Annotated in this window: 18 protein-coding genes and 2 tRNA genes; 10 read left to right on the top strand and 10 right to left on the bottom strand. The window is 71.8% G+C overall.

Going from position 1 to position 23321, the window contains the following annotated elements; translation table 11 throughout:
• The first annotated feature begins 8 nt into the window (after positions 1-8).
• The 5 genes from ACXJKB_RS12035 to ACXJKB_RS12015 all read left to right on the top strand — a co-directional run bounded on the left by ACXJKB_RS12035 (position 9) and on the right by ACXJKB_RS12015 (position 7164).
• Positions 9-2261: a putative bifunctional diguanylate cyclase/phosphodiesterase gene (locus ACXJKB_RS12035; RefSeq protein WP_457188608.1), complete on the top strand. Its 2253-nt coding sequence runs from the start codon at positions 9-11 to the stop codon at positions 2259-2261.
• Positions 2262-2320: 59 nt separating this feature from the next.
• The gene (locus ACXJKB_RS12030; RefSeq protein ID WP_457188606.1) at positions 2321-3748 is read left to right on the top strand and encodes a glycosyltransferase family 2 protein; all 1428 of its coding nucleotides are present in this window, start codon (positions 2321-2323) and stop codon (positions 3746-3748) included.
• A 1-nt stretch (position 3749) separates the two neighbouring features.
• Positions 3750-4031 carry a hypothetical protein gene (locus ACXJKB_RS12025; protein ID WP_300048656.1) on the top strand — a complete coding sequence of 94 codons (282 nt, stop codon included), beginning with the start codon at positions 3750-3752 and terminating at the stop codon, positions 4029-4031.
• A gap of 128 nt (positions 4032-4159) precedes the next feature.
• The gene (locus ACXJKB_RS12020) at positions 4160-6007 is read left to right on the top strand and encodes a phosphoenolpyruvate carboxykinase (GTP) (protein WP_457188604.1); all 1848 of its coding nucleotides are present in this window, start codon (positions 4160-4162) and stop codon (positions 6005-6007) included.
• Positions 6008-6183: 176 nt separating this feature from the next.
• Positions 6184-7164, top strand: a complete 981-nt coding sequence (locus tag ACXJKB_RS12015) for a TrmB family transcriptional regulator (protein ID WP_457188602.1) — start codon at positions 6184-6186, stop codon at positions 7162-7164.
• 200 nt (positions 7165-7364) lie between these two features.
• Here ACXJKB_RS12015 and ACXJKB_RS12010 read toward each other — a convergent pair whose 3' ends face one another.
• From ACXJKB_RS12010 to ACXJKB_RS12000, 3 genes are all read right to left on the bottom strand, one after another.
• The gene (locus ACXJKB_RS12010) at positions 7365-7493 is read right to left on the bottom strand and encodes a hypothetical protein (protein ID WP_300048662.1); all 129 of its coding nucleotides are present in this window, start codon (positions 7491-7493) and stop codon (positions 7365-7367) included.
• Between the two features lie 164 nt (positions 7494-7657).
• A tRNA-Ser gene (locus tag ACXJKB_RS12005) sits at positions 7658-7751 on the bottom strand.
• Positions 7752-7814: 63 nt separating this feature from the next.
• On the bottom strand, positions 7815-8276 hold the full coding sequence (locus ACXJKB_RS12000; RefSeq protein WP_457188600.1) for a hypothetical protein: 462 nt from the start codon (positions 8274-8276) through the stop codon (positions 7815-7817).
• A 129-nt stretch (positions 8277-8405) separates the two neighbouring features.
• Here ACXJKB_RS12000 and ACXJKB_RS11995 point away from each other — a divergent pair.
• Positions 8406-8490, top strand: a tRNA-Ser gene (locus ACXJKB_RS11995).
• Between the two features lie 132 nt (positions 8491-8622).
• Here the strand turns inward: ACXJKB_RS11995 and ACXJKB_RS11990 are convergent.
• The gene (locus tag ACXJKB_RS11990; RefSeq protein WP_457188598.1) at positions 8623-9501 is read right to left on the bottom strand and encodes a nucleotidyltransferase domain-containing protein; all 879 of its coding nucleotides are present in this window, start codon (positions 9499-9501) and stop codon (positions 8623-8625) included.
• Positions 9502-9602: 101 nt separating this feature from the next.
• Between ACXJKB_RS11990 and ACXJKB_RS11985 the strand changes: the two genes are divergently transcribed.
• Together ACXJKB_RS11985 and ACXJKB_RS11980 are read left to right on the top strand one after the other, a co-directional pair.
• A complete protein-coding gene (locus ACXJKB_RS11985; protein ID WP_457188596.1) occupies positions 9603-10472 on the top strand; it encodes an AAA family ATPase in 870 nt (289 codons plus the stop codon).
• Between the two features lie 52 nt (positions 10473-10524).
• Positions 10525-11889 carry a vWA domain-containing protein gene (locus ACXJKB_RS11980; protein WP_457188594.1) on the top strand — a complete coding sequence of 455 codons (1365 nt, stop codon included), beginning with the start codon at positions 10525-10527 and terminating at the stop codon, positions 11887-11889.
• A gap of 9 nt (positions 11890-11898) precedes the next feature.
• Here the strand turns inward: ACXJKB_RS11980 and ACXJKB_RS11975 are convergent, their stop codons facing one another.
• The 3 genes from ACXJKB_RS11975 to ACXJKB_RS11965 all read right to left on the bottom strand — a co-directional run bounded on the left by ACXJKB_RS11975 (position 11899) and on the right by ACXJKB_RS11965 (position 14687).
• Positions 11899-13224 carry a hypothetical protein gene (locus ACXJKB_RS11975; protein ID WP_457188592.1) on the bottom strand — a complete coding sequence of 442 codons (1326 nt, stop codon included), beginning with the start codon at positions 13222-13224 and terminating at the stop codon, positions 11899-11901.
• Between the two features lie 70 nt (positions 13225-13294).
• Positions 13295-14251, bottom strand: coding sequence for a hypothetical protein (locus ACXJKB_RS11970; protein ID WP_457188590.1), 957 nt, complete (start codon positions 14249-14251; stop codon positions 13295-13297).
• Position 14252: 1 nt separating this feature from the next.
• Entirely contained in the window at positions 14253-14687 is a 435-nt protein-coding gene (locus ACXJKB_RS11965; protein ID WP_457188588.1) for a hypothetical protein, read from the bottom strand.
• A gap of 200 nt (positions 14688-14887) precedes the next feature.
• Here ACXJKB_RS11965 and ACXJKB_RS11960 point away from each other — a divergent pair, with 200 nt between their 5' ends.
• Positions 14888-16411 carry a potassium/proton antiporter gene (locus tag ACXJKB_RS11960; RefSeq protein ID WP_457188587.1) on the top strand — a complete coding sequence of 508 codons (1524 nt, stop codon included), beginning with the start codon at positions 14888-14890 and terminating at the stop codon, positions 16409-16411.
• A gap of 22 nt (positions 16412-16433) precedes the next feature.
• Here the strand turns inward: ACXJKB_RS11960 and ACXJKB_RS11955 are convergent, their stop codons facing one another.
• Complete coding sequence (locus tag ACXJKB_RS11955) at positions 16434-16937, bottom strand: LytR C-terminal domain-containing protein (protein WP_457188585.1); 504 nt, start codon at positions 16935-16937, stop codon at positions 16434-16436.
• Entirely contained in the window at positions 16934-17233 is a 300-nt protein-coding gene (locus ACXJKB_RS11950; protein WP_457188583.1) for a type II toxin-antitoxin system VapB family antitoxin, read from the bottom strand. Before ACXJKB_RS11950 ends, ACXJKB_RS11955 begins: the two co-directional genes overlap by 4 nt.
• A 170-nt stretch (positions 17234-17403) precedes the next feature.
• Here ACXJKB_RS11950 and ACXJKB_RS11945 point away from each other — a divergent pair, with 170 nt between their 5' ends.
• Entirely contained in the window at positions 17404-19146 is a 1743-nt protein-coding gene (locus tag ACXJKB_RS11945; protein ID WP_457188581.1) for a helicase HerA-like domain-containing protein, read from the top strand.
• Positions 19147-19299: 153 nt separating this feature from the next.
• Here ACXJKB_RS11945 and eccCa read toward each other — a convergent pair whose 3' ends face one another.
• On the bottom strand, positions 19300-23250 hold the full coding sequence (gene eccCa, locus ACXJKB_RS11940; RefSeq protein WP_457188579.1) for a type VII secretion protein EccCa: 3951 nt from the start codon (positions 23248-23250) through the stop codon (positions 19300-19302).
• Between the last annotated feature and the right edge of the window lie 71 nt (positions 23251-23321).

The raw sequence follows: 23321 nt of genomic DNA, 5'->3' as shown, positions 1-23321 counted from the left end.
GTGGTGTCGTGCGACGTCGTTTCTCGGGGACAGCCGCGCCGGGGTCCGCGCCGTCCGACCTCAGGCGAGGCGGCCCTGCCCTGGCCGTGCCCTTCGGCATCGTGGCAGCGCTCGGCCTCGTCACCGTGCTCCTGCCGCCCTACGACCGGCCCTGGTGGGTCGCCGGCCTCGCGGCAGCCGTGCTGGCTCTGGCCGCCGTGCTCTTCGTCGTCAGCCGCCGCCAGCAGGAACGCACCTGGCTGGACGCGCTCCCCGCCTACCTGCTCTTCCCCTACGCCGCCCTGGTGAACGACGCAGCCGGTGCGAGCAGCGGCGGCTCGTCGTCGGGAATGACGGTCCTGGTCCTCCTCCCGATCCTCTGGTTCGCGATCACGGGCACCCCGCGACAGCTCTGGATCGCCAGCGGCCTGGCCGTCGCGACCCTCGTCCTCCCGGTGCTGGTGATCGGGCCGCCCGACTACACCCTCGGCGACTGGCGCCGAGCCCTGATGTGGGGCGCCGTGGCGGTCATCATCGCGCCCGTCCTCCAGCGGATCGTGCGCGACCTCGAGCGGCAGAGCCGGCGCGCCCGCGTCTCCAACGAGCGGGTCGAGAAGCTCTTCGACGACGCCCCGCACGGCGTGGCCCTCCTCGACCCCTCCGGCTCCATCATCCGCGTCAACATCTCGATGGCCGTCCTGGTGGGCCTCGACCCGCCCGACATGGTGGGCCACCGGCTCGCCGACTTCGAGACCCCGGGCGAGACCAGGATCGAGGACCACCTCGGCCGGCTGATGCTCTACCGCGGCGAGTCCCTGCAGTCCGAGTGCAACTTCCGGGACTCCGGCGGCAACGACGTCAGCGTGTCCCTGAGCAGCACCGTCGTCGGTGACGCGCAGATGGGCGAGATCGTGATGGTCAACGTCGTCGACATCTCCGACCGGCGGCGCTACCTCGACCGCCTCGCGCACCTCGCCGACCACGACGTCCTCACCGGCCTCGCCAACCGTCGCCGCTTCGAGAGCGAGCTCGACCGGCACCTCGACCGCTGCCGACGCCACGGTCCGACCGGTGCGCTCCTCCTGCTCGACCTCGACAACTTCAAGCAGGTCAACGACACGCTTGGGCACAACGCCGGCGACCAGCTCCTCGTCACCATCGCCGGGCTGCTCCGTCGTTCGATCCGCAGCACCGACGTCGTCGCCCGGCTCGGCGGCGACGAGTTCGCCATCCTGCTCACCGACTGCGAGCAGTCCGACGCCGCGCGGGTGGCCGGCCTCGTCGTCGAGCGGATCGCCACCCACGCCGCGACCCTCGACGGGGTCGCCCGGCGCGTGACGGCGAGCGTCGGCGCGGTGACGTTCCGGGCCGCCGCCGAGCACGCCGCCGACGTGCTCGCCCTCGCCGACATGACGATGTACGACGCCAAGGAAGCCGGCCGCAACCAGGTGGTCGTCCTGTCCGAGGGCGACGAGCGCGGCCCCCGCACCGCCGCCCGGCTGCACTGGCAGAGCCGCATCGAGGCGGCGCTCGCCGAGGACCGCTTCGAGCTGCACCTGCAGCCCATCATGGACATCACCAGTGGCCGGATCAGCTCGGCCGAGGTACTGCTGCGCCTGCGCGACGAGGGCGAGCTGGTCCCGCCGTCCCGGTTCATCTACATCGCCGAGCGGGTCGGCCTGATGCCGCAGGTCGACGCCTGGGTCGTCGACAAGAGCCTCGAGCTGCTGGCGCGGATGCGCCGCGACCACGATCCGTCGTTCGAGTTCGAGGTCAACCTGTCGGGCCACTCCATCGGCAACCCCGACATCGAGAAGGCCATCGTCGCCTCGCTCACGACCCACGGCGTCGACCCGTCGGCGCTCATCCTCGAGATCACCGAGACCGCGGCGGTCGCCGACGTCGCGCTGGCGAGAACCTTCGCCGAGAGGATGATCGAGCTCGGCTGCGCCTTCGCCCTCGACGACTTCGGCGCCGGTTTCGGCTCGTTCTACTACCTCAAGCACCTGCTCTTCGACTACGTGAAGATCGACGGGGAGTTCGTGGCCCACGTGCACGAGTCCACGGTCGACCGGACGATCATGCGCTCGATCGTCGGCATCGCGCACGACCTGGGCAAGCGGACGGTCGCCGAGTTCGTCTCCGAGCCGGAGATCCTGCAGGTGTGCCGCGACGAGGGCGTCGACTTCGCGCAGGGCTACCTGATCGGCAAACCTATGCCCTTCGACCAGTTCGTCCTCGAGTTCATGCCATCCGCCATCGGGGCGGCACCGAACGACTGAACGGTGCGGGACGTGCGCGCCCGCGAGGAGACAGCAGGAGACAAGGAGACTCGGGACAGATGCAGTGGCTTCAACGGTCCGTCGGTCTGGCGATCATCGGCCTGGCAACGCTGGGCGCGGGCATCCTGTGGGTGGCCGTCGCAGCGGGGGACCCGGAGGCCGGTCGTGCACCCGACGAGGGCCTGCTGTTCGGCATCTGGCGGGTCTTCTACGACACCGAGATGCCCGCACCACGGGTGCTGCTCGCCGCAGTGGGCGTCGCCCTGCTGCTCGCGGCCGGGGTCGCCGGCATCGAGCGGCGCCTGCTGACCCGGGCCCGCCGCAGCGAGGACGGCAACCGGATGCCCCTCGCGCCCAAGCTCGTGATGACCGAGACCCGCGGGGAGTACGCCGGTGAGGTGACCATCACCGTCCTCATCCCGGCGCACAACGAGGAGGGCTGCATCTCCGAGACCCTGGCCTCGCTGCAGTCGCAGTCGCTGCCCCCGGCCCGGATCGTGGTCGTCGCGGACAACTGCAGTGACGGGACGGTCCGGCTGGCCCGCGAGGCCGGCGTCGACGTCTACGAGACCGTCGACAACAAGCACAAGAAGGCCGGCGGCCTCAACCAGGCGCTCGCGCAGGTCCTCCCCGGCCAGGGCGACAACGACTGCGTGATGATCATGGACGCCGACACCACGCTCGACGCCGGCTTCCTCGAGGGCGCGGCCAAGCGCCTCACCAACGACCGTGCGCTGATGGCGGTCGGCGGGCTGTTCTACGGCGAGGACGGCTTCGGCCTGATCGGCCAGTTCCAGCGCAACGAGTACACCCGCTACCAGCGCGACCTGCGTCGTCGCCGGGGCCGGGTGTTCGTGCTCACCGGCACCGCGTCCGTGTTCCGTCCGCGCGCGCTGCGCGCGGTGGCCGAGGAGCGCGGCAAGATCCTGCCCGGCGTCCCCGGCGACGTCTACGACACGATCGCCCTGACCGAGGACAACGAGCTGACGATCGCGCTCAAGACCCTGGGCGCCCTGATGATCTCGCCGAGCGAGTGCACCGTGGTCACCGAGGTCATGCCGTCCTGGCGCGGCCTGTGGGCCCAGCGGCTGCGCTGGCAGCGCGGAGCGCTGGAGAACCTCGGCGCCTACGGCCTGCGGCCGCAGACCTTCCGCTACTGGATGCAGCAGCTCGGCATCGGCTACGGCGTCATCGCCCTCGCCGCCTACCTGCTGCTGATCATCCTGATGGTCCTGGCGACCTCGAACTGGGTGTGGTTCCCGTTCTGGATCGGCATCGGCCTCGTCTTCACGCTCGAGCGGATCGTGACGGTGTGGCGCGGGGGGTGGAAGGCCCGGTGGCTGGGACTGTCGCTCTTCCCCGAGCTCTTCTACGCGATGTTCCTCAACGTGGTCTACCTCAAGGGCATCTGGGACCTCTCCCTGGCCAAGCAGGCGGACTGGAAGCACGTCGTCCAGACCACTCCCGGCTCACGAGCGGAGCACTGACATGCCGACCCTCGTCGTCCCGATGGGCGTGCTGCTGCCCGACAGCATCCTCCGCAACGACTTCATCGCCGTGCTGGCGGCCTTCGTCGCGATCAACACGATCGTCTACGTGACGCTCGCCGTGGCCAAGATCCTGCCCAAGTTCTACCTCCGCGACTGGCTCGCGGCCAGCAACCGGCGCTCGGAGACCCGCAGCATCCACCCCGACGCCCCGGTCGGAGGACCGACGGGCGGCACGCTCGGCACGCGCCTGGCCCAGCCCCACCGGCGTACGCGCAAGTAGCGAGACGCAGGTCACAGGTCTGTGATCGATCCAATATGTGCGCCGATTCACGAGCGTTAACGTCCGCGACAAGTCGCCGACAACGAGGCCGCGCGAACCGACCGCGACGCAAGCTGTGAGGAACCGGCATGACCGCAACCATCGACACCCAGACGACGCCACCGACCACGCACGCAGGCATCCTCGCCTGGGTCACCGAGGTGGCCGAGCTGACCCAGCCGGACGCCATCCACTGGTGCACCGGCTCCGACGAGGAGTGGGCACAGCTCACCGCATCCCTCGAGGCGACCGGCACCTTCACCCGCCTCAACCCCGACGTGATGCCCAACTCGTTCCACGCGGCTTCCGACCCCACCGACGTGGCCCGCGTCGAGGACCGCACCTACATCTGCTCGGTCGCCGAGCGTGACGCCGGACCCACCAACAACTGGATGGAACCGGAGAAGATGAAGGACCTCATGCGCGGGCTCTACGCCGGCTGCATGCGGGGTCGCACGATGTACGTCATCCCGTTCGTGATGGGCCACCTCGAGGCGGACCACCCGATGTTCGGCATCGAGGTCACCGACTCGGCCTACGTCACCGTGTCGATGCGCGTCATGGCCCGCATGGGCACCGACGTGCTGCGCCGCATCGAGGAGCTCGAGACCGCGGGCGAGGACCCGAAGTGGGTGCCCGCCCTCCACTCCGTCGGCATGCCCCTCGAGGCCGGCCAGGCCGACGTCGCGTGGCCGTGCAACGACACCAAGTACATCGTCCAGTTTCCCGAGGAGCGGATGATCTGGAGCTTCGGCTCGGGCTACGGCGGCAACGCGCTGCTCGGCAAGAAGTGCTACGCGCTGCGCATCGCCTCGGTGATGGCGCGCGACGAGGGCTGGCTCGCCGAGCACATGCTGATCCTCAAGCTGACGTCCCCGCAAGGCGTGACCAAGTACGTCGCGGCGGCTTTCCCGAGCGCGTGCGGCAAGACCAACCTCGCCATGCTCAAGCCCACCATCCCGGGCTGGAAGGTCGAGGCGATCGGCGACGACATCGCCTGGATGCGCATCGGCGAGGACGGCCGCCTGTGGGCGGTCAACCCGGAGTTCGGCTTCTTCGGCGTCGCCCCTGGCACCAACGAGCACACCAACCCGCACGCCATGGAGACCATCCGCCAGGGCAACTCGGTGTTCACCAACGTCGCGCTGACCCCGGACGGCAACGTCTGGTGGGAGGGCCTGGAGAACACGCCCGCCGAGGCCACCAGCTGGAAGGGCGAGCGCTGGACGCCCGAGCTCGCCGAGGAGACCGGCGAGCTCTCCAGCCACGCCAACAGCCGCTACTGCACCCCGATCAAGCAGTGCTCGATCCTCGCCGACGAGTACGACGACCCGCGCGGCGTGCCGATCGACGCGATCCTCTTCGGCGGCCGTCGCAAGACGACCATCCCGCTGGTCACCGAGGCCCGCGACTGGAACCACGGCACGTTCATGGGCGCCACGCTCTCCTCGGAGACCACCGCCGCCGCGGTCGGCGCCGTGGGCGTCGTGCGCCGTGACCCGATGGCGATGCTGCCGTTCATCGGCTACAACGCCGGCGACTACTTCGGCCACTGGGTGGGCATCGGCAAGGACAACGACGCCGCCAAGCTGCCCAAGATCTTCTACGTCAACTGGTTCCGCCGCGGCGACGACGGTGGCTTCCTGTGGCCCGGCTTCGGCGAGAACAGCCGCGTCCTCAAGTGGGTCATCGAGCGCATCGACGGCCAGGCCGCCGCGGTCGAGACCCCGATCGGCCACGTCCCGGCGCCCGGCTCGCTCGACATCGACGGCCTCGACCTCACCGAGGCCGAGCTCGCGCAGGCCCTCGCGGTCGACGCCGACGAGTGGAAGGCCGAGCTGCCGCAGATCCAGGAGTGGTTCGAGAAGTTCGGCGACGACCTTCCCGCGGTGCTCTGGAGCGAGCTCGACACGCTGAAGGCGCGCCTCGACGCCTGACGCCGCGACACCACGCCGACCCGCCGTCCCGTTTCTCCGGGCGGCGGGTCGGTGCGTGTGGCGCCCGTCGAGCGCCTGCTCGCGGTGCCTGCTGGGGCTGGTGTGGCACCATCCTCCCCACGGGGATGTCGGTCGAGCGGGAGTGAGCCATGCCCTTGGGGCCAGATGAGCGGATCGTGTTCGAGGAGCACGCGACGCCCCTCTACGAGGAGATCGTGACGTCCGGAGGCATCGAGGCCTCCGACGCGCGCATCGTCGCGCGGGGCGAGCTGCACGCCGCGTTCGAGCTGCTCGTCGACGTCGGCCTGGTGATCAGGAGCGACGACGGCCGCTCGTGGACCGCCGTCGACCCGGCCGCCGTCCAGGCGCGGGTCGTGGCCCCGCTGGGCCAGCAGGGCGCCGAGCTGATCGCGGAGTCCGCCAACTGGGCCCACGCCTTCAGCACCCTCTCCCACGTCTGGCGCCGCTCCCCGAGCGCCGTCGGCGGCCCCTTCGCCGAGATCCGCGGCCTCGCCACCATCGGCAACTTCCTCGCCTCCCTCGTCAGCGACGCCGAGGAGGAGCTGCTCACGGCCCAGCCGCAGTACCGCCGGGGCGTCAAGCAGCTCGACGCCGGCGTCGGCGCGCGCGACATCGCCGCCCTCAAGCGGGGCGTGAAGATGCGCACCCTCTACCAGCACGCCGCGCGACGCGGTGCGGACACCCGCAAGTACGTCGCCGCGGTGACCGCTGCCGGCGCGGAGGTGCGCACCCTCGACGAGTTCTTCAACCGCCTCATCGTGGTCGACCGGCGGGTCGCGCTCATCCCGAGCCACGAGGGCACCGACGCCGCGATGGTGATCAGCGACAAGTCGATGGTCGGCTACCTGGTCGACATGTTCGAGCGCCACTGGGAGCGGGCGCGTCCGTTCACCAGCAGCGAGACGTCGCTGGTGCGCGACATCGCCGCCGAGCAGCGGGCGATGACCATCCGGATGCTCCTCGAGGGCCGGGCCGACCCGGTCGGCGCCAAGCGCCTCGGCGTCAGCCCGCGCACCTACGCGGCCTACGTCGCGGACCTGAAGAGCGAGTTCGAGGTGGAGACGAGGTTCCAGCTCGGCTACGAGATGGGCAAGCGCGGCATCTCCGGCCGCGAGACCGACGAGTCCTCAGCCTGATCCCTCAGCCCGGTCCCTCAGCATGGGCACCCGGCCTGACCGGTCGGCCCGAAATGAGGGGGAGGGCAGCACCTCCGTGGAGGTGCTGCCCTCATGCCGGGACGGGCCTGTGGGGGAGGCCATCGGACCAGAACTCGTGGGGGGTTGAGGGGTCCGTGTCCCAGCTCTTCGTTGCGTGCCCATTCTAGGCACGGCTGGTCTCAGTTGCGGATGTTGATCCGTCCCCAGCTGGTGTCGATGGCCTGCGCCGGCGTTGCGCCGATGGCGGCCACACCGAATCCGAGAACTGCCACGAGTGCGGCGGCGGCGATACGGCGTACTGGGGTCATGGGGTTTCCACCTCTTGGTCCTGTCACAGGGGATGACATGACCATTGTCGCCCACCGTGCGCGGCCACGTCCCGTCCAGTCGGCTGCAGTTCTGTGCATTGCAGGTTCCTGCAAATCCATGCGCTGCCAGCCGGCCGGCCCCCTCGGTGGGAGGGGGCCGACACTGGCGGAGGCGGAGGGATTTGAACCCTCGATGGGGTTTTAGCCCCAAACCCGCTTAGCAGGCGGGCGCCATAGACCGGACTAGGCGACGCCTCCATGCCCGACCACGGCCGGGCGGACAGAAGGTTACAAGGCTCGGCGCGCGTGCGCCGAATCAGGTCACAGTTTGCGGAGGCCGTGTCCGCGCTGCAGGTGGTCCTGGACGTCCCGCACGAAGGCCTCGCGGTCCACGGCGAGCATCTGGACGGGGATCGTGGTCGTCCGGCCGTCGCGCAGGCGCAGCACCACGACCGGGGCGTCGGCCACCGTCATGGTGACGGCGTCCTCGACGTCCTTCCAGCGGCCCGAGGCCACTCCGACGCCGCGCACCCACTGCACGCGGTAGCCCTCGGGCGTCATCCGCACCACCCAGCCCCGGGTGTGCCACGCCCACCAGCAGCCGGCCAGGACCGCCACGGTGAGGAGGACCGGGACCAGCAGGAAGACGGTGTGCAGGTCGAGGACGGCGATCGCCAGCGTGCTCGCCAGGATGACCACGGCCACCAGGCACAGCACCACGCCCAGCAACCGCGCCGCGACGGCGGGTGAGAGGCGGTGCACGGTGGCGGTCTCGGTCGTCACGCCGACGATTTCATCACGGGCGCCACCCGTCCCCGGTGCGCGGGTCCCGCCACCCTGCCCGGCGTGCGACGGCCCCGCCCGCGCGGTTGGGTAGAGTCCCGCGGTGTGCGGCGCCCCGGCGTCGTACGAGGAGGGGTGCCGGAGCGGCCGATCGGAACCGCCTTGAAAGCGGTCGTAGGGAGACCTACCGCGGGTTCGAATCCCGCCCCCTCTGCTGAGGCGCAGCGGAGCAAGCCGCCGGCTGAGGGGGCGTGGCCGGGTCTGGCGGCTGCTGAGCCCTTCGCGGAGCGAAGGGCTCAACAGAGGCGTCTTGAACCCGATGACTCGAAGCTCACTCGCGGTGGATTCAGGTGGCCTCCCAGTAGGCCAGGTGCACGCGGTGCAGCCAGTCGTCCACCCAGGCCCGGTCGGGCTGGGGCGGGAGCTCCGCTGACTCGCGCAGCTCTTCGAGCCGGCGCTCGGCCTCGCCGACGGCGGCCACCACCTCGTCGAGCCCGACCTCTCCCCGGCGCACAGAACGGAGGAAGGACAGGGCGGGCTCGGGGACCGGCAGCGTGATCCGGCCGGTGGTGAGCAGCTCGGTGCCCTGCACGCCGAGTCGCAGCGCATGCATGGCGAACTTGGTGTCGTAGCCGTGGACGGCGACCAGCTCGGGGCGGTTGGTGTGCGCGCCGACGGCACCGGTCATCGCTGCCTTCTGCGACCGCAGGTAGCCGAGGAACCGGTCGGCAGCCAGGCGGGAGACGAACCGGTGGGCGTTGGCGACGAGCTCCGCGCCGACCTCGTTGCGGAAGACCACCTCGTCGTCGGGCACGAAGAGCGCGAGGAGCACGGTCGGGTTGCCGGCCAGTGCGAGCCGGCACCACTTCCGCGCCGAGTAGACGACCACGTCGAGGTCGCCCGCCCCCGACCGGTTGGCCAGGCCGCCGGGCTCGTCCCACACGGTGTGGCGCTGGTACTGCTCGAAGTCGACCTCCCGGTCCTCCCCGTCGATGCCGCGGGGCACGCGCGCCAGGCCGGTCACGAACCGGGCCGGCTCGAGGCAGATGCCCATCTCGTCGCGGTCGTCCTGCCCGCTGATCGAGGTGCCGTGCACCCCGGAGCCGACCTGGACGCGCAGGATCATGCCCTCCTCGGCGATGGCCCGGGCCTCCTCCGAGGCGTGCGGGTGGGCGAAGCCGGCCGGGAGGGCGCGGCTGCCGTGGACGGTACTGACCGAGGACACCTCACGACCCTAGGGACGTGCACCGGCCCGCGCGAGGGGTTTGCGTCGAGGCCGGCCAGGGTGCACGACCCGGCGCCGCGGGCGCGGCTAGGCTCGCCCGGGTGACGACCTGGTTCGAGTCCCCGGACGACGCCGCGGCCCGGCTGCGCGAGACCGGCTACCTCACCGACGACGCCACGGCGCTGACGGCGTACCTCGCCGGCGCGCTCGAGAAGCCTCTGCTCGTCGAGGGACCGGCGGGCGTCGGCAAGACCGAGCTCGCCAAGGCGGTGGCCCGCGCCGCGGGCGCGGAGCTGGTGCGGCTGCAGTGCTACGAGGGCCTGGACGAGGCGCGCGCCCTCTACGAGTGGAACTACAAGAAGCAGCTGCTCCGCATCCAGGCGGCCGGCGGCGACCAGTCATGGAGCGCGACCCACGACGACATCTTCACCGAGGAGTTCCTGCTCACCCGGCCGCTCCTCAGCGCGATCCGGCGCGACGAGCCGACGGTGCTGCTGGTCGACGAGGTCGACAAGACCGACATCGAGGTCGAGGGCCTGCTGCTGGAGGTGCTCAGCGACTTCCAGGTCACCATCCCCGAGCTGGGCACCGTGACGGCCACCCGCCGTCCGTTCGTGGTCCTGACGTCCAACGCGAGCCGTGAGCTGTCCGAGGCGGTCAAGCGTCGCTGCCTGTTCCTGCACCTCGACTACCCCGACGCCGAGCGGGAGCGGGCGATCGTCACCAGCCAGGTGCCGCGGCTCGACGACAAGGTGGTCGCCCAGCTCGTCGACGTCGTCGTACGCCTGCGCGAGCTCGAGCTCAAGAAGGCCCCGTCGATCGCGGAGTCCGTCGACTGGGCGCGCACGCTGGTGGCGCTGCAGGTCGGCGACCTCGACGAGGCCACCGTCGCCCGCACCCTCGGCGTGGTGCTCAAGCACGCGTCCGACCAGCAGCGTGCGGCCAGGGAGCTGAAGCTGGCCGCGAGGTGAGACTTCACCCCATGCGAATCCTCGCTGCACTGCGGTCCGCACAGGGACCCCGATGAGCCTGCTCGACACCCACATCGGCTTCGTGGAGGCGCTGCGCTCCGCGGGCCTGTCGGTGTCGCTGGCCGAGGGCCTCGATGCGATCAGCGCGCTGGAGAAGGTGCACTGGCACGACCGCGAGACCGTGCGTGCCGCCTATGCCGCCACCCTCGTGAAGCGACAGCCGCAGCGCGTCACGTTCGACGCCGTCTTCGACATCTACTTCCCGCGGCTCATCGGCAGCGGCGTGGCCGGCGACGGCCTCGAGCCGGCGGCGGGCCCGCAGGACACCGGCCCGGACCTCGAGCGCTTCCGGGAGGCGCTGGCCGACGCCCTGGCCTCCGGGGACCAGCAGGCGTTGCAGGATCTTGCAGTCGAGGCGGTCGCCCGCTTCGGTGCGATGCCGGGCCGCGGGCCGGGCCTGTCGAGCTGGTCGGCCTACACCTCGCTCCAGCGGGTGTCGCCCGCCGAGCTGGTGGATCGGCTCGTGCAGGGGCTGCTCGGCGAGGGCCTCGACGACGAGCAGGCCCAGCGCACGGCCGGGCGCCGGGTCGGGGACTTCACCCGGCTGGTCGAGGGCGACGCCCGTCGGCGCATCGCCGAGGAGAAGGGGCCCGAGCACGTCGCCGACGTCACCGTCCGTCCGACCATCGACCGGCTCGACTTCACCGCCGCCCGCCGCAGCGACCTCGAGGAGATGCGGCGGGAGATCTACCCCCTCGCCCGACGGCTCGCTGCGCGGCTGACGAAGGAGCAGCACGCCCGCCGGCGCGGTCCCCTCGACGTACGCCGCACCGTGCGCGCGTCGATCGCGACGGGCGGGGTGCCGCTGACCACCCACCACCGTCCCAAGCGTCCGCACCGCACCGACCTGGTCGTGCTCTGCGACGTCAGCGGCTCGGTGGCCAACTTCGCCCAGTTCACCCTGATGCTGGTGTTCGCGCTGAGGGAGGCCTTCAGCGGCGTGCGTGCGTTCACCTTCGTCGACGACGTCGTCGAGGTGAGCGACAGCTTCCGGCCCGGGTCCGACGTGGTCGAGGTGATGGAGTCGCTGTCCGGGCAGATCTCCCAGGCCGCGCTGTGGGGGCGGACCAACTACGGCCGGGCGCTGACCCGGTTCGCCGAGGAGCACCCGGACGCCGTCGGGCCGCGGTCGTCGCTGCTGGTGCTGGGCGACGGGCGGTCCAACTACAGCGACCTCGCGCTGCCCGTGCTCGGCGACCTCGCCGGTCGGGCGCGGCACGCGTGGTGGCTCAACCCCGAGCACCCCCGTCACTGGGGCACCGGCGACAGCGCGGCCGACCGCTACGGAGAGATCGTCCCCATGGTGGAGTGCCGCAACCTCGCCCAGCTGGGCGAGTTCGTGCACGGCATCGTCTGACGCTGGCGGTCAGCCGGCGAGGAAGCCGAGGTCCTGCATGCGGGTGATCTCGGCGCGCAGCTCCGGGTGGGCGGCGCTGTCGGCGGCACGGGCGCCGGTGACGTAGAGCTGGGTGCCCTCGGCGCCGGCCGCGTCGAAGACGACCGTGAGCCGGTTGGTCGTCGAGGCGTTGATGAGCGACCCGAGCAGCACCACCGGGTCGGAGCGGTCCTCGAGCGACAGCACCCGGGTGGCCGCCGGGATCCGCGGCACCTGGGCGGACGGGGCGCCGGCGGTGACGACCTGGTCGACCACGAAGCGTGACGAGCGTGCGGTCGCGGCGATCTCGGTGGCGATCGCGCCACCGGCTGCCGAGCCCACGAGCATCACCCGGGCGTCGTCCTCGGTGACCGACGCCTCGATCGCCCGCACCACCTGGCTGATCGTCGTCGTCGGGTCGGCGCCGACGAGGCGCAGCCGGCCGGCGTCGTGGTTGAGCGAGCCGGGGAGGTAGGCGATGTAGCGGCCTGCGCCGACGCGCTGGACGCTGATCCGCTTGTCCTCGGCGAGCAGGTTGGCCATCAGCTCCTCGAGCGAGCGGGGAGCGGTGCCGGCGCTGCTGTCGACCTCGGCCTCCGGGATCTCGGCCTCGACGAACGAGCCCGCGGAGTCGCGGAAGGCCGACACGGCGTCGGTGGGGAACGGGTCCACGCCGATCGCCCGCAGGCCGCCGCGCGCCGCGTGGGCGCCCTGGTCGGAGGCGAGCGCCCCGGCGGTGAGGAGCGAGCGCATCTGCAGCCCGTCGAGCAGGCCGCCGCCACCGGAGAGGTGGTCCATCAGGTCGGGGTTGTTCTCGGCGAGCTCGTTGAGGTAGGCGGTGACGTCGTCACGGTCGAGGGTGTCGGTCTCGATGAAGCCGGCGCTGACGATCGCGCCACCGAGGGCGACCTCGGGGGCGAGGTAGCCGATCGCGCGGCCGGCGATGGAGCCGAGCGTCTTGTAGGCCGCCTGCTGCAGCTCGTCGATCCAGCGGTAGGTGAGGACCGTGGCGCGTACGACGAGCGCGTCGGCGTCGAGCTCGACCGAGCGGGTCAGCAGCCCGCTCTTGCCCGTCGTGGCGGCGCGGATGTCCTCCTCGGCCTCGCCCCAGGTCGCCCTGGACAGCTCGCCGGAGTCGACGACGTCGTCGTCGGCGAGGATCTCGGTGCCGAGGCGGGCACGGGTGCGCATCTCGTTGCCGGAGGTGTCGAACAGGTCGGCCAGCGCCAGCATCTGGTCGTACTTGTCGGCGGCCACCGACGCCGAGGAGTCCTCCGGCGGGCCGTCGTGGGTGCGGGGGATGTCGAGGTCGCTCATGTCGGGGTCCCTGCGGCGTTGTCGGACGGGGGAGCGCAGCGGGGGAGGCCGAGAAGGCCGTGGGGTGGCTTCATGTCGGGGTGTCCTCCGGGGCGGTGACCTGCGCCAGCACGGGCGCCAGCTCGGTGGCCAGGTCGTCGGGGTCAACGCGGGAGACCGCGATCCGGGCGCCGTCGTCGTCGTGGCGAGGGGTCAGGGAGTGCCAGCCGTCGCGGAGCAGCACCCACGACACGACGCCGACCGACGTCGTGGCGCGCTCGGACACCTCGGCGGCGAGGATGCGCATGCGGCCGCGACCCTCGGTGTGCACGGCCGACACGGCGTCGGCCGCCTCGGCGCCGCTGATCTCACGACCGTCGGCGAGCACCACGCCGCCGGCGGACCGGTCAACCAGCACCGGAACCAGGTCGGCGCGGCCGGAGCGGAGTGCCTCCCCAACCGAGTCGGCGAGGGCGTAGGGGACGTCGAGGTGGGCAGGCACGTGCGTGGTGCCGATCGGGAGGTCCTCCGGAGGGGCCGTGACCCGGGCGAGCTCGGTGGTCCACAGGTCCACGGGGAACCAGGCCAGCTCGAAGACGATGCCGTCGCAGGTCGACAGGCTGGCGACCGCGCCGCCGGCCTGGCGGTGCCAGGCCTTCACCTGGGTGGCCCCGGCGGCGACGTCGATGTCGAGCGCCAGCCGTGGCGTCGCGAGCAGCCCGACGGCCCCGACGACGCCGGGGTCGGCGCCCGCGTCGGTCATCAGGCCGCGTCGGCGCAGGGTGTCCTCCGGGTCGTGGAGCGTGCGGAGGGCGTCGGTGTAGGCGGAGTCCTCCACCGAGCCGCGGCTCTTGCCGAGGCGGCCGGACAGCGAGCCCGCGTCGACGGTCCCGTCGGCGCCGCTGGGCAGGTCGAAGGGCAGCGGGGCGCCGCCGGCGAGCTCGGCGACGAGGCGGAGCTCGGGCAGCGTGAGCGCGAGCCGGCGAGCCATCGCGTCGATGAAGCTGGTGGGCGGCGGCGGAGGCGTGGTCAGGTCGATGGTCACCATGTCAGAGCCCTGGGAGGTTCACGGTCAGCCAGTCCTTGTGACCGGCCGGGGGAGGGTCGAAGGCGAGGAGGGCGGCGTCGGCCTCGTCGGCCTCGGCCGGGATCCCGTCGGGCCCGGACGCCTCGCCGGCCCGGGTGCGGGCGTCCTCGACGAGCGTGGCGGCCTTGTGGGCGCGTACGTCGATCGCCTCCTTGAGCGTGTCGACCTCCACGAGGTGCCGGGCGAGCGAGTCGGCGGCGGTCTCGTGGTGGGCGGCTGCGGTGCGCAGGTGGGAGGCGCGCTCCTTGATGCGCTCGCGCATCGCGTCGGCGGCCTTGCCGTGCCACGGCACGGCCTCGGCCTGGGACACGAGTCGGGCGGCCAGTGCCCGGATGTCGCCACCCTGCTCACGGAGCTGCGCCACGCGCTTGCGGCCCGCGGCGGTGTCGCCGTACATCGATCACTCCCTCTCGTCCGGTGACGCCTACCCCGTCAGCGGCACCTCAAACGTCCTCTTCCGGCAGGCGATTGTGCTGCAACCAGCCCCTGACGCGCCGGGGCCGGACCGTCCGAGCCCGGTCGAGGCGGCCGGGGGGCGCGTGGGCGGCCGATAGGATCCAGTCCGCCCCGCAAGCCGCAGAGCCACCCAGAGGTCACATGACGTTCGACGTCCACCAGCTCGACGAGTTCGTGCTGGTCGGTGCGGTCGTGACCCTCGCGGCGATCCTCGCGGTCCGGCTCTCGGCGCGCGCGGGGCTGCCGTCGCTGCTGATCTACCTCTTCATCGGCGTCCTGCTCGGCGAGGGCGGACCCTTCGGCATCCCCTTCGACGACGCTCAGCTCGCGCACGCGCTCGGGTTCGGGGCGCTGGCGGTCATCCTGGCCGAAGGTGGCCTGACCACCGACTGGCGGCAGATGCGCTCCAGCGTCCGCCTCGGCCTGTCGCTCGCGACGATCGGCGTGGCGGTGTCGGTGGCCGTGGTCGCCGTGGGGACCCACTACCTCCTCGGCCTGCCGTGGGAGCTGGCGATCCTGCTGGGCGCGATCTGCTCGCCCACCGACGCGGCCGCGGTGTTCTCCGTCCTGCGCGCGCTCCCGCTGCCCAAGCGCCTCACGGGCGCTCTCGAGGCCGAGTCCGGTCTCAACGACGCCCCGACCGTCGTGCTCGTGGGGATCATCTCCACCGGTGCGATCGGGGAGGCGGGCCTGCTCGAGACCAGCGGCCTCATCGTCTTCGAGCTGATCGCCGGCGGGCTGATCGGCGCCGCGATCGGCGTGGGCGGCGCGTGGGTGATGCGACGGGCCGCGTTGCCGTCATCCGGCCTCTACCCGCTCGCGGTCCTGTGCCTGGCGTTCGCGGCGTACGGCGCTGCGTCGGCGGTGCACGCCTCCGGGTTCGCCGCGATCTACATCGCCGCGCTGATCCTCGGCAACAGCGAGCTCCCGCACCGGGTGGCGACCCGCTCGTTCTCCGAGGGGGTGGCGTGGCTGGCCCAGATCGGGCTGTTCGTGATGCTCGGGCTGCTCCTCTCGCCGGCCCGCATCGACCTCGACACCGTCGTCCGGGCGCTGGCCACCGGCCTCGTGCTCACGCTCGTGGCCCGGCCGCTGTCGGTCGTCGTCAGCAGCATCGTGCAGCCGATGGGGCGGCGCGACCTGGCGTTCCTGTCGTGGGCCGGCCTGCGCGGCGCGGTGCCGATCGTGCTGGCCACGATCCCGCTGTCGGAGGGCGTGGAGGGCGCCGAGGACCTGTTCGACATCGTCTTCGTGATGGTCGTCGTCTACACGCTGCTGACCGGCCCGACCCTGCCGTGGGTGGCCCGCACGCTCGGGGTCGCCCGTCGCTCGGAACCGCGGGGCCTCGAGGTGGAGGCGGCGCCGCTCGACCGGGTCGCCGCCGACCTCCTGCAGGTGACGATCGCGCCCACCTCGAAGATGCACGGCGTCGAGGTCGGGGAGCTGCGGCTGCCGCAGGGGGCCTCGGTCTCCCTGGTGATCAGGTCGGGCGAGGTGCTCGTCCCCGAGCGTCGTACGGTCCTGCGGCACGGCGACGACCTGCTCGTGGTGACGCCGCGCAAGCAGCGCGAGGCCACCGAGGCGCGGATGCGCCAGGTCTCCGACAACGGGCGACTGGCCCAGTGGGTCGGCGACCCGAAGCGCCGTGACAAGGACAAGGACTAGGTCGGGCCAGCCGGCACGGCCGTCACTCCGAGCCGGTGGCCCTGCACCAGGTCGCGTCGGCCTCGGCGACCACGGACTCGACCTGCTTTTTCTTCAGCGACTGGAACGTCTCGCCGACCACCACGACGACGCCGGGGCCGAGCTCGTCGCCCTGGACGACCTGCGCGCGCTTGAACTGCCGCTGCACGAGCACGACCGCCGGGTTGTCCGGCTGGGAGGACCAGATCTGGGTGGTGGCCGCGGGGAGCGGGGCGTCGCCGACGGTGCCCTCGACGAAGCCGCGCTCGGCGAGCTGGGCGATGGTGGCGCTCGCGAGCCCGCTGCGCTTGCTGCCGTTGAACACGCTCACCACGACCTGGTCGCGGCGCACCTCCGACCCGGCGGGCAGCGTCGTGTCCTCGCAGATCGCGACCGGCTCGTCCTCGGGGAACGGCTCGGTGAAAGCGGCCCATCCCCACACCGCGGCAATCAGCACCAGCACAGCGAGGACGGCCAGCGTGAGCGCCGACCGAGCCGCACCCGTCATTCGTCGGCCGCCTGGTGGACGCGGGCATGCAGCACGCTGCGCTGCTGGAGCGCGGCGCGGAGGGCGCGGTGCAGGCCGTCCTCGAGGTAGAGGTCGCCCTTCCACTGCACGACGTGGGCGAACAGGTCGCCGTAGAACGTCGAGTCCTCGTCGAGGAGCGTGTCGAGCCGCAGGGTGTCCTTGGTGGTCACCAGCTCGTCGAGGCGCACCTGGCGCGGGGGCAGGTCTGCCCAGCCGCGCGAGTCGAGCCCGTGGTCGGGGTAGGGCCGGCCGTCGCCCACCCGCTTGAAGATCACGCCGGTGATCATAACGACGCCCCCTCACGGGCCTCGTCCTCGTCTCCACCAGTGGGTGGGCTCGCCGGTCTGGGTACGCCCCGTCGCGACCTCGTGCCTCGCTCGCGGGGTCACTCGACCTCGCTCGTCAGGCCGGGAGCGACGCCGTCGCGCCCGGCTAGGCTCGCGACATGAGCGAGACGCCCGAGGCCGAGCCCACCCCGTCCGCACCCGCGGAGGAGACCACCGCGAGCGTCCCGGTCCCCGACCCGGCCCCGGTCCCGGCACCCGCCTCGGACCCCATCTCGGACCCCATCTCGGACCCCATCTCGGACCCCATCTCGGACCCCATCTCGGACCCCATCTCGGACCCCATCTCGGACCCCATCTCGGAGGCCGTCGCACCCGGCTACCGGTTCGAGGGCGACGCGCTCGAGCTCGGGGGGCTGATGCTGAACGCCGACGACCTCAGCGACGTACGCATCCGCATCCCGCTGGGGATGCTCAACCGCCACGGCCTCGTCGCGGGCGCCACCGGCACGGGCAAGACGAAGACCCTGCAGCTGCTCGCCGAGCAGCTCAGCGCGAACGGCGTGCCCGTCTTCGCCGCCGACATCAAGGGCGACCTGTCCGGCATCAGCGTGCCGGGGGAGCCGAGCGACAAGCTGTCCGCGCGCACCGCCAGCGTCGGCCAGGACTGGAAGGCGACCGGCTTCCCGACGGAGTTCTACGCGATCGGCGGCCAGGGCGTCGGCGTACCCGTCCGCGTGACGATGAGCGCGTTCGGCCCGACCCTCCTCGCGAAGGTGCTCGGCCTGAACGAGACGCAGGAGTCCTCGCTGGGCCTGGTCTTCTACTACTGCGACAAGCAGGGGCTGCCGCTGCTCGACCTCGCCGACCTGCGCGCGGTCCTGCAGTACCTCACCGCCGACGCGGCCGGGAAGGCCGAGCTGAAGACGATCGGCGGGCTCTCGCCCCAGACCGCCGGCGTGATCCTGCGTGAGCTGGTCGCCTTCGAGGCCCAGGGCGCCGACGTGTTCTTCGGCGAGCCGGAGTTCGAGACCAAGGAGTTCCTGCGCACCGCCGAGGACGGACGCGGCATCGTCAGCCTGCTCGAGCTGCCCAACCTCCAGGACCGGCCCGCGCTCTTCTCGACGTTCCTGATGTGGCTGCTCGCCGACCTCTTCCACGACCTGCCGGAGGAGGGCGACCTCGACAAGCCCAAGCTGGTCTTCTTCTTCGACGAGGCGCACCTGCTCTTCAACGACGCCTCCGACGCCTTCCTCGACCAGATCGCCCAGACCGTGCGGCTGATCCGGTCCAAGGGCGTGGGCGTCTTCTTCGTGACGCAGTCGCCCACCGACGTCCCCGACGACGTGCTCGGCCAGCTCGGCTCGCGGATCCAGCACCAGCTCCGCGCCCACACCCCCAACGACGCCAAGGCCCTCAAGGCGACCGTCAACACCTACCCCAACAGCGCGTACGACGACCTCGGCGCGGTCATCACGTCGCTCGGGATCGGCGAGGCGGTGGTGACGGTGATGAACGAGCGCGGTGCGCCGACCCCCGTCGCCTGGACCCGGCTGCGGGCCCCCGAGTCGCTGATGGACCCCGCGCCCACCGCCGAGATGGAGGCGGCGGTCAAGGCCTCGCCGCTCACCGCGAAGTACGCCGAGGCGATCGACCGCGAGTCCGCCCGCGAGCTGCTCGCCAAGAAGCTCGAGGAGGGTGCCCGCAAGGCCGCGGAGGACGCCCGCGTCAAGGAGATGGCGCGCGAGCAGAAGAACGAGCGCGTGACCAAGAAGGCCGAGCGGGCGCCGAAGGAGGAGGACGGCATGGTGGAGAGCGTCGTGAAGTCACGAGCGTTCAAGGACTTCATGAGCACCGCCGCCCGCGAGATCGCCCGCGGGATGTTCAAGAGCGGCCGGCGGTAGATCGCTCGTCGGAGCGGTGCGCCAGCCACGTTCCGCAGGCCTCGGACGTGGGTACGGCACCGCCGACCGGCGCGTCGGCGTACGACACGCCCCGAGCGGTGCGCCGGCCACGTTCCCACGGCCGGAAAGGTGGCTCACGCACCGCTCGAACGCTCACATGGTCGGGTCGAGCCAGGCCAGCTGCGCGGTCTGGGTGCCGCCGTCGCGGGTGATGACGCGGGCGCGGCCCTCCGGGGCGGGCTGCGGACGCAGGTTGCCGATCAGGACGCCCTCGTCGCGGGGACCCGACAGCATCACGCCGGGCATCGCGAGGTCGCGCAACGACTGGATGACCGGCTCGTAGAGCGCGCGTGACGCACCACCCGTACGACGCGCCACGACGACGTGCAGGCCGACGTCGCGTGCCTGCGCCATCAGTGGCTGGAGCGCCGAGACGGGTGAGGACTGCGCGGTCACCACGAGGTCGTAGTCGTCGACGACCACGAACACCTCGGCGCCCGTCCACCACGACCGGCTGCGCAGCTGGTCGGGCGTGACGTCGGGGCCGGGGATGCGGCCCTCGAGGTAGCTCGCGATGTCCTTCAGCGTCGGCGTCGCCTGGGTCGCCGAGGTCAGGTAGTTGAGGAGGTACTCGTCGGGCACCTCGCCGAGCATCGAGCGCCGGTAGTCGACGAGGACGATCTGCGCCTCCTTGGGCGTGCGGGTGCGCATGATCTCGTGGACGTACGCCCGCAGCAGCGCGCTCTTGCCCGACTGGCCGTCGCCGAAGATCAGCATGTGCGGCTCGGCGTCGACGTCGAGGCCGACCGGTGCGAGCTCCTTCTCGTTGATGCCGAGCAGGATCTGCTTCTGCGGCAGCTGCCGGCGCACGGCGTCCTCGCGGACCGCCTCGAGGGTGACCTTCTCGGGCAGCAGGCGCAGCTTGGGACCCTGCGGTCCCTTCCACGCAGCGGCCATCCGGTCGATGAGGTGGTCGACGCCGTCACCGAGGGTGTCGGCGCTGCCGTCGCCGTCGATGCGCGGCAGTGCGCCGAGGAAGTGCAGCTTGGACGGTACGAGACCGCGGCCGGGGCGGCCGACCGGGACGAGCGCGGCGACCTTGCGGTCGACCTCGGAGTCGAGCGGGTCACCGAGCCGCAGCTCGAGCTTGGAGCCGAAGACGTCACGCATCGCGGCGCGGTAGTCCGCCCACCGGGTCGAGGCGGTGACGATGTGGAGGCCGAAGGTCAGGCCGCGCGCGGCGAGCTGCTGGATCTCCATCTCGAGGTCGTCGAACTCCGCGCGCAGCGTGCTCCAGCCGTCGATGACCAGGAAGACGTCGCCCCACCCGTCGTCGACGCGGCCCTGCGTACGACGCAGGCGGTAGGTCTCGATGGAGTCGATGCCGTTCTCGCGGAAGTAGGCCTCGCGCCGGTCGACGATGCCCTCGACCTCGGCCATGACACGACGTACGACGTCGGGCTCCGAGCGGGTCGCGACACCGCTGACGTGGGGGAGGCGGGCCAGCGGCGCGAACGTGCCGCCGCCGAAGTCGAGCACGAAGAACTGCGACTCCGTCGGCGTCGTCACCAGCGCCATGCTCGTGACGATGCTGCGCAGCATCGTGCTCTTGCCCGAGCGCGGTCCGCCGACGACGGCGACGTGGCCGGCCGCGCCGGTGAGGTTGAGGGTCATCGTGTCGCGGCGCTGCTCACGCGGCCGGTCGACGGTGCCGAGCGGGATGACCAGGCCCGGCACGTTGCGCCACTGCGGCGACGTCAGGCCGAGGTCGGGGCTCTCGACGAGGTCGGGCATGAGCTCGTCGAGCGTGTCGGGCACGTCGAGCGGCGGCAGCCAGACCTGGTGCGCCTCGGGCCCCTTGCCGACCATGCGCGTGACGGCGATGTCGAGCAGGGAGGGCTGCTCGCCCTGGTGGGGCTGCGGCGTCGCGACCTCGGTGACCTCCTCGGTCGGCTCGAGGGCCTGCACCTCGGAGATCGTGAAGGGCAGGATGCCGCGGATCGCGCCGCCCTCGTCGCGGGTGACGCGGGTGCGGCTCGACGGCGGCCCCGAGACGTACGCCGCCTTGAAGCGCAGCAGCGTGGACTGGTCGGGCTTGAGGTAGCCCAGGCCGGGGACGGCGGGCAGCTCGTAGGCGTCCGGCACGCCGAGGACGGCCCGGGACTCGCCGGCCGAGAAGGTGCGGAGGCCGACGCGGTAGGACAGGTGGGACTCGAGGCCGCGCAGCCGGCCCTCCTCGAGTCGCTGCGACGCGAGGAGCAGGTGCAGGCCGAGCGAGCGGCCGAGGCGACCGATGGCGACGAAGAGGTCGATGAACTCCGGCTTGGCCGAGAGCATCTCGGAGAACTCGTCCACGACGATGAACAGGGACGGCATCGGCTCGAGCGGCTCGCCGTTGGCGCGGGCCTTCTCGTAGTCGCGCACCGACGCGTAGTTGCCGGCGTCGCGGAGCAGCTCCTGGCGCCGGGTCATCTCGCCGGAGAGCGCGTCCTGCATGCGGTCGACGAGGGTGAGCTCGTTGGCGAGGTTGGTGATGACGGCCGAGACGTGTGGCATGTCGGCCATGCCGGCGAAGGTCGCACCACCCTTGAAGTCGACGAGCACGAGGTTGAGCTGCTCGGACGAGTGCGTCATGACCAGGCCGAGGACCAGGGTGCGGAGGAACTCCGACTTTCCGGAGCCGGTCGCGCCGATCACGAGGCCGTGGGGGCCCATGCCCTGCTGGGCGGACTCCTTGATGTCGAGGTGGATCAGGCCACCGGAGTCGCCGATGCCGATCGGCACCCGCAGCCGGTCGCGCGCGGGGCGCGGCCGCCAGGCGGTCGTCGGGTCGTAGCTGAAGATGTCGCCGAGGCCGAGCAGGTCCATGTGGTCGGGGGTCGTCGAGGTGATGTCGACGGCGCCGCCGGCCGAGGACGACTCGGCGCTGGCGGTCTTGAGCGGCGCGATGCGCCGGGCGAACGCCTCGGCCGTGGCGATGTCGCACTGGTCGGCGAGCGCGCGGACCGGCTCGCCGCGCATCCGCAGGGCGCTCACCGGGCGCTTGCCGAGCTCGTCGGGGGCGTCGGCGAACTCCAGGCGCAGGCGGGTGGAGTCCTCGAGCTCGTCCCACCGGCTCGGCAGGTCGAGCAGCGTGACGCCGTGCAGGCCGTCGGGCGGGACGATGTGGTTGCCGGGCGGCAGGTGGCCGCCGTCGATGACCAGCAGGATGTGCGGCGTGGCGGCGCGCTCGTCGGCGCCGAAGCGGGGCCGGTCGCTCAGGTCGGGCGGGAGCAGGCTGCCGAGGTCGTCGAGGGAGGTCGAGACCAGGCGCATCGGCCCGACCGCGTCGGCCTCGCGGGTGCTCTGCGCGTGCGGCAGCCACTTCACCCAGTCCCAGTGGGTGAGGTTCTGCTCGGAGCTGAGCACCGCGACGACGAGCTGGTCGGGGTTCTGGAACGCCGTCGCGGAGCAGATCATCGCGCGCGCCGTCGAGCGGACCTCCTCGGCGTCGCCGCAGAGCTCGATGCGGTCGAAGGCACGCAGGTCGATCGACGCCGGCAGGTTGGGCTGCAGGCGGTGCACGACGAGGAGCCGGTGCAGGGCGGACGCGGCGGCCGGGTCGACCTGGTCCACCGGCGCGCTCTCCGGTGGCACCAGCTCCAGCGACAGCGGCTGCGAGCACAGGCCGTACCGCACGTGCAGGAAGTTGTCGTCGGTCGCGGTGTGCTCCCACAGCCGGGTGCGGTCCTCGGCCAGCGAGGGCAGCGCGGCGGGCTCGGGGTGGTGCCAGTTGAGCGCCCGCCGCTGCTGGTCGGCGGCCTCGCGCGCGACCTTGCGGATGTTGCTGAGGTAGCGCAGGTACTCGGTGCGCGATCCGGTGACCTGCTGCGCACGCTGCTTACGCTGCCGGTCGATCTGGACGATGATGAAGCCGAGCGTGGCGAACAGGAACATGCCGGCCGCGAGGAAGCTGCGGCTCTTGTTGGCGCCGCCCATCGTCGCGACGAGGACGATGGAGCCGAGGCTGCCGAGCATCGGGATGGCGTTCATCAGCACGCCGCCGGCGCCCTCGCCCTCCTGCAGCTCGGGCGGCGGCTGCAGCACGATCTGTCCACCCGGCATCTCCGGCTCGTCGAGCCTCTGACCGCCCCGCAGTGTCGTGCTCAACGCGTCCCCCAGTGCCGTGCCCGATG

It is taken from the genome of Nocardioides sp. P5_E3, assembly GCF_054049275.1.
Note: the sequence above shows the minus strand (reverse complement) of the source record. Positions and strands in the feature narration are given on the sequence as shown.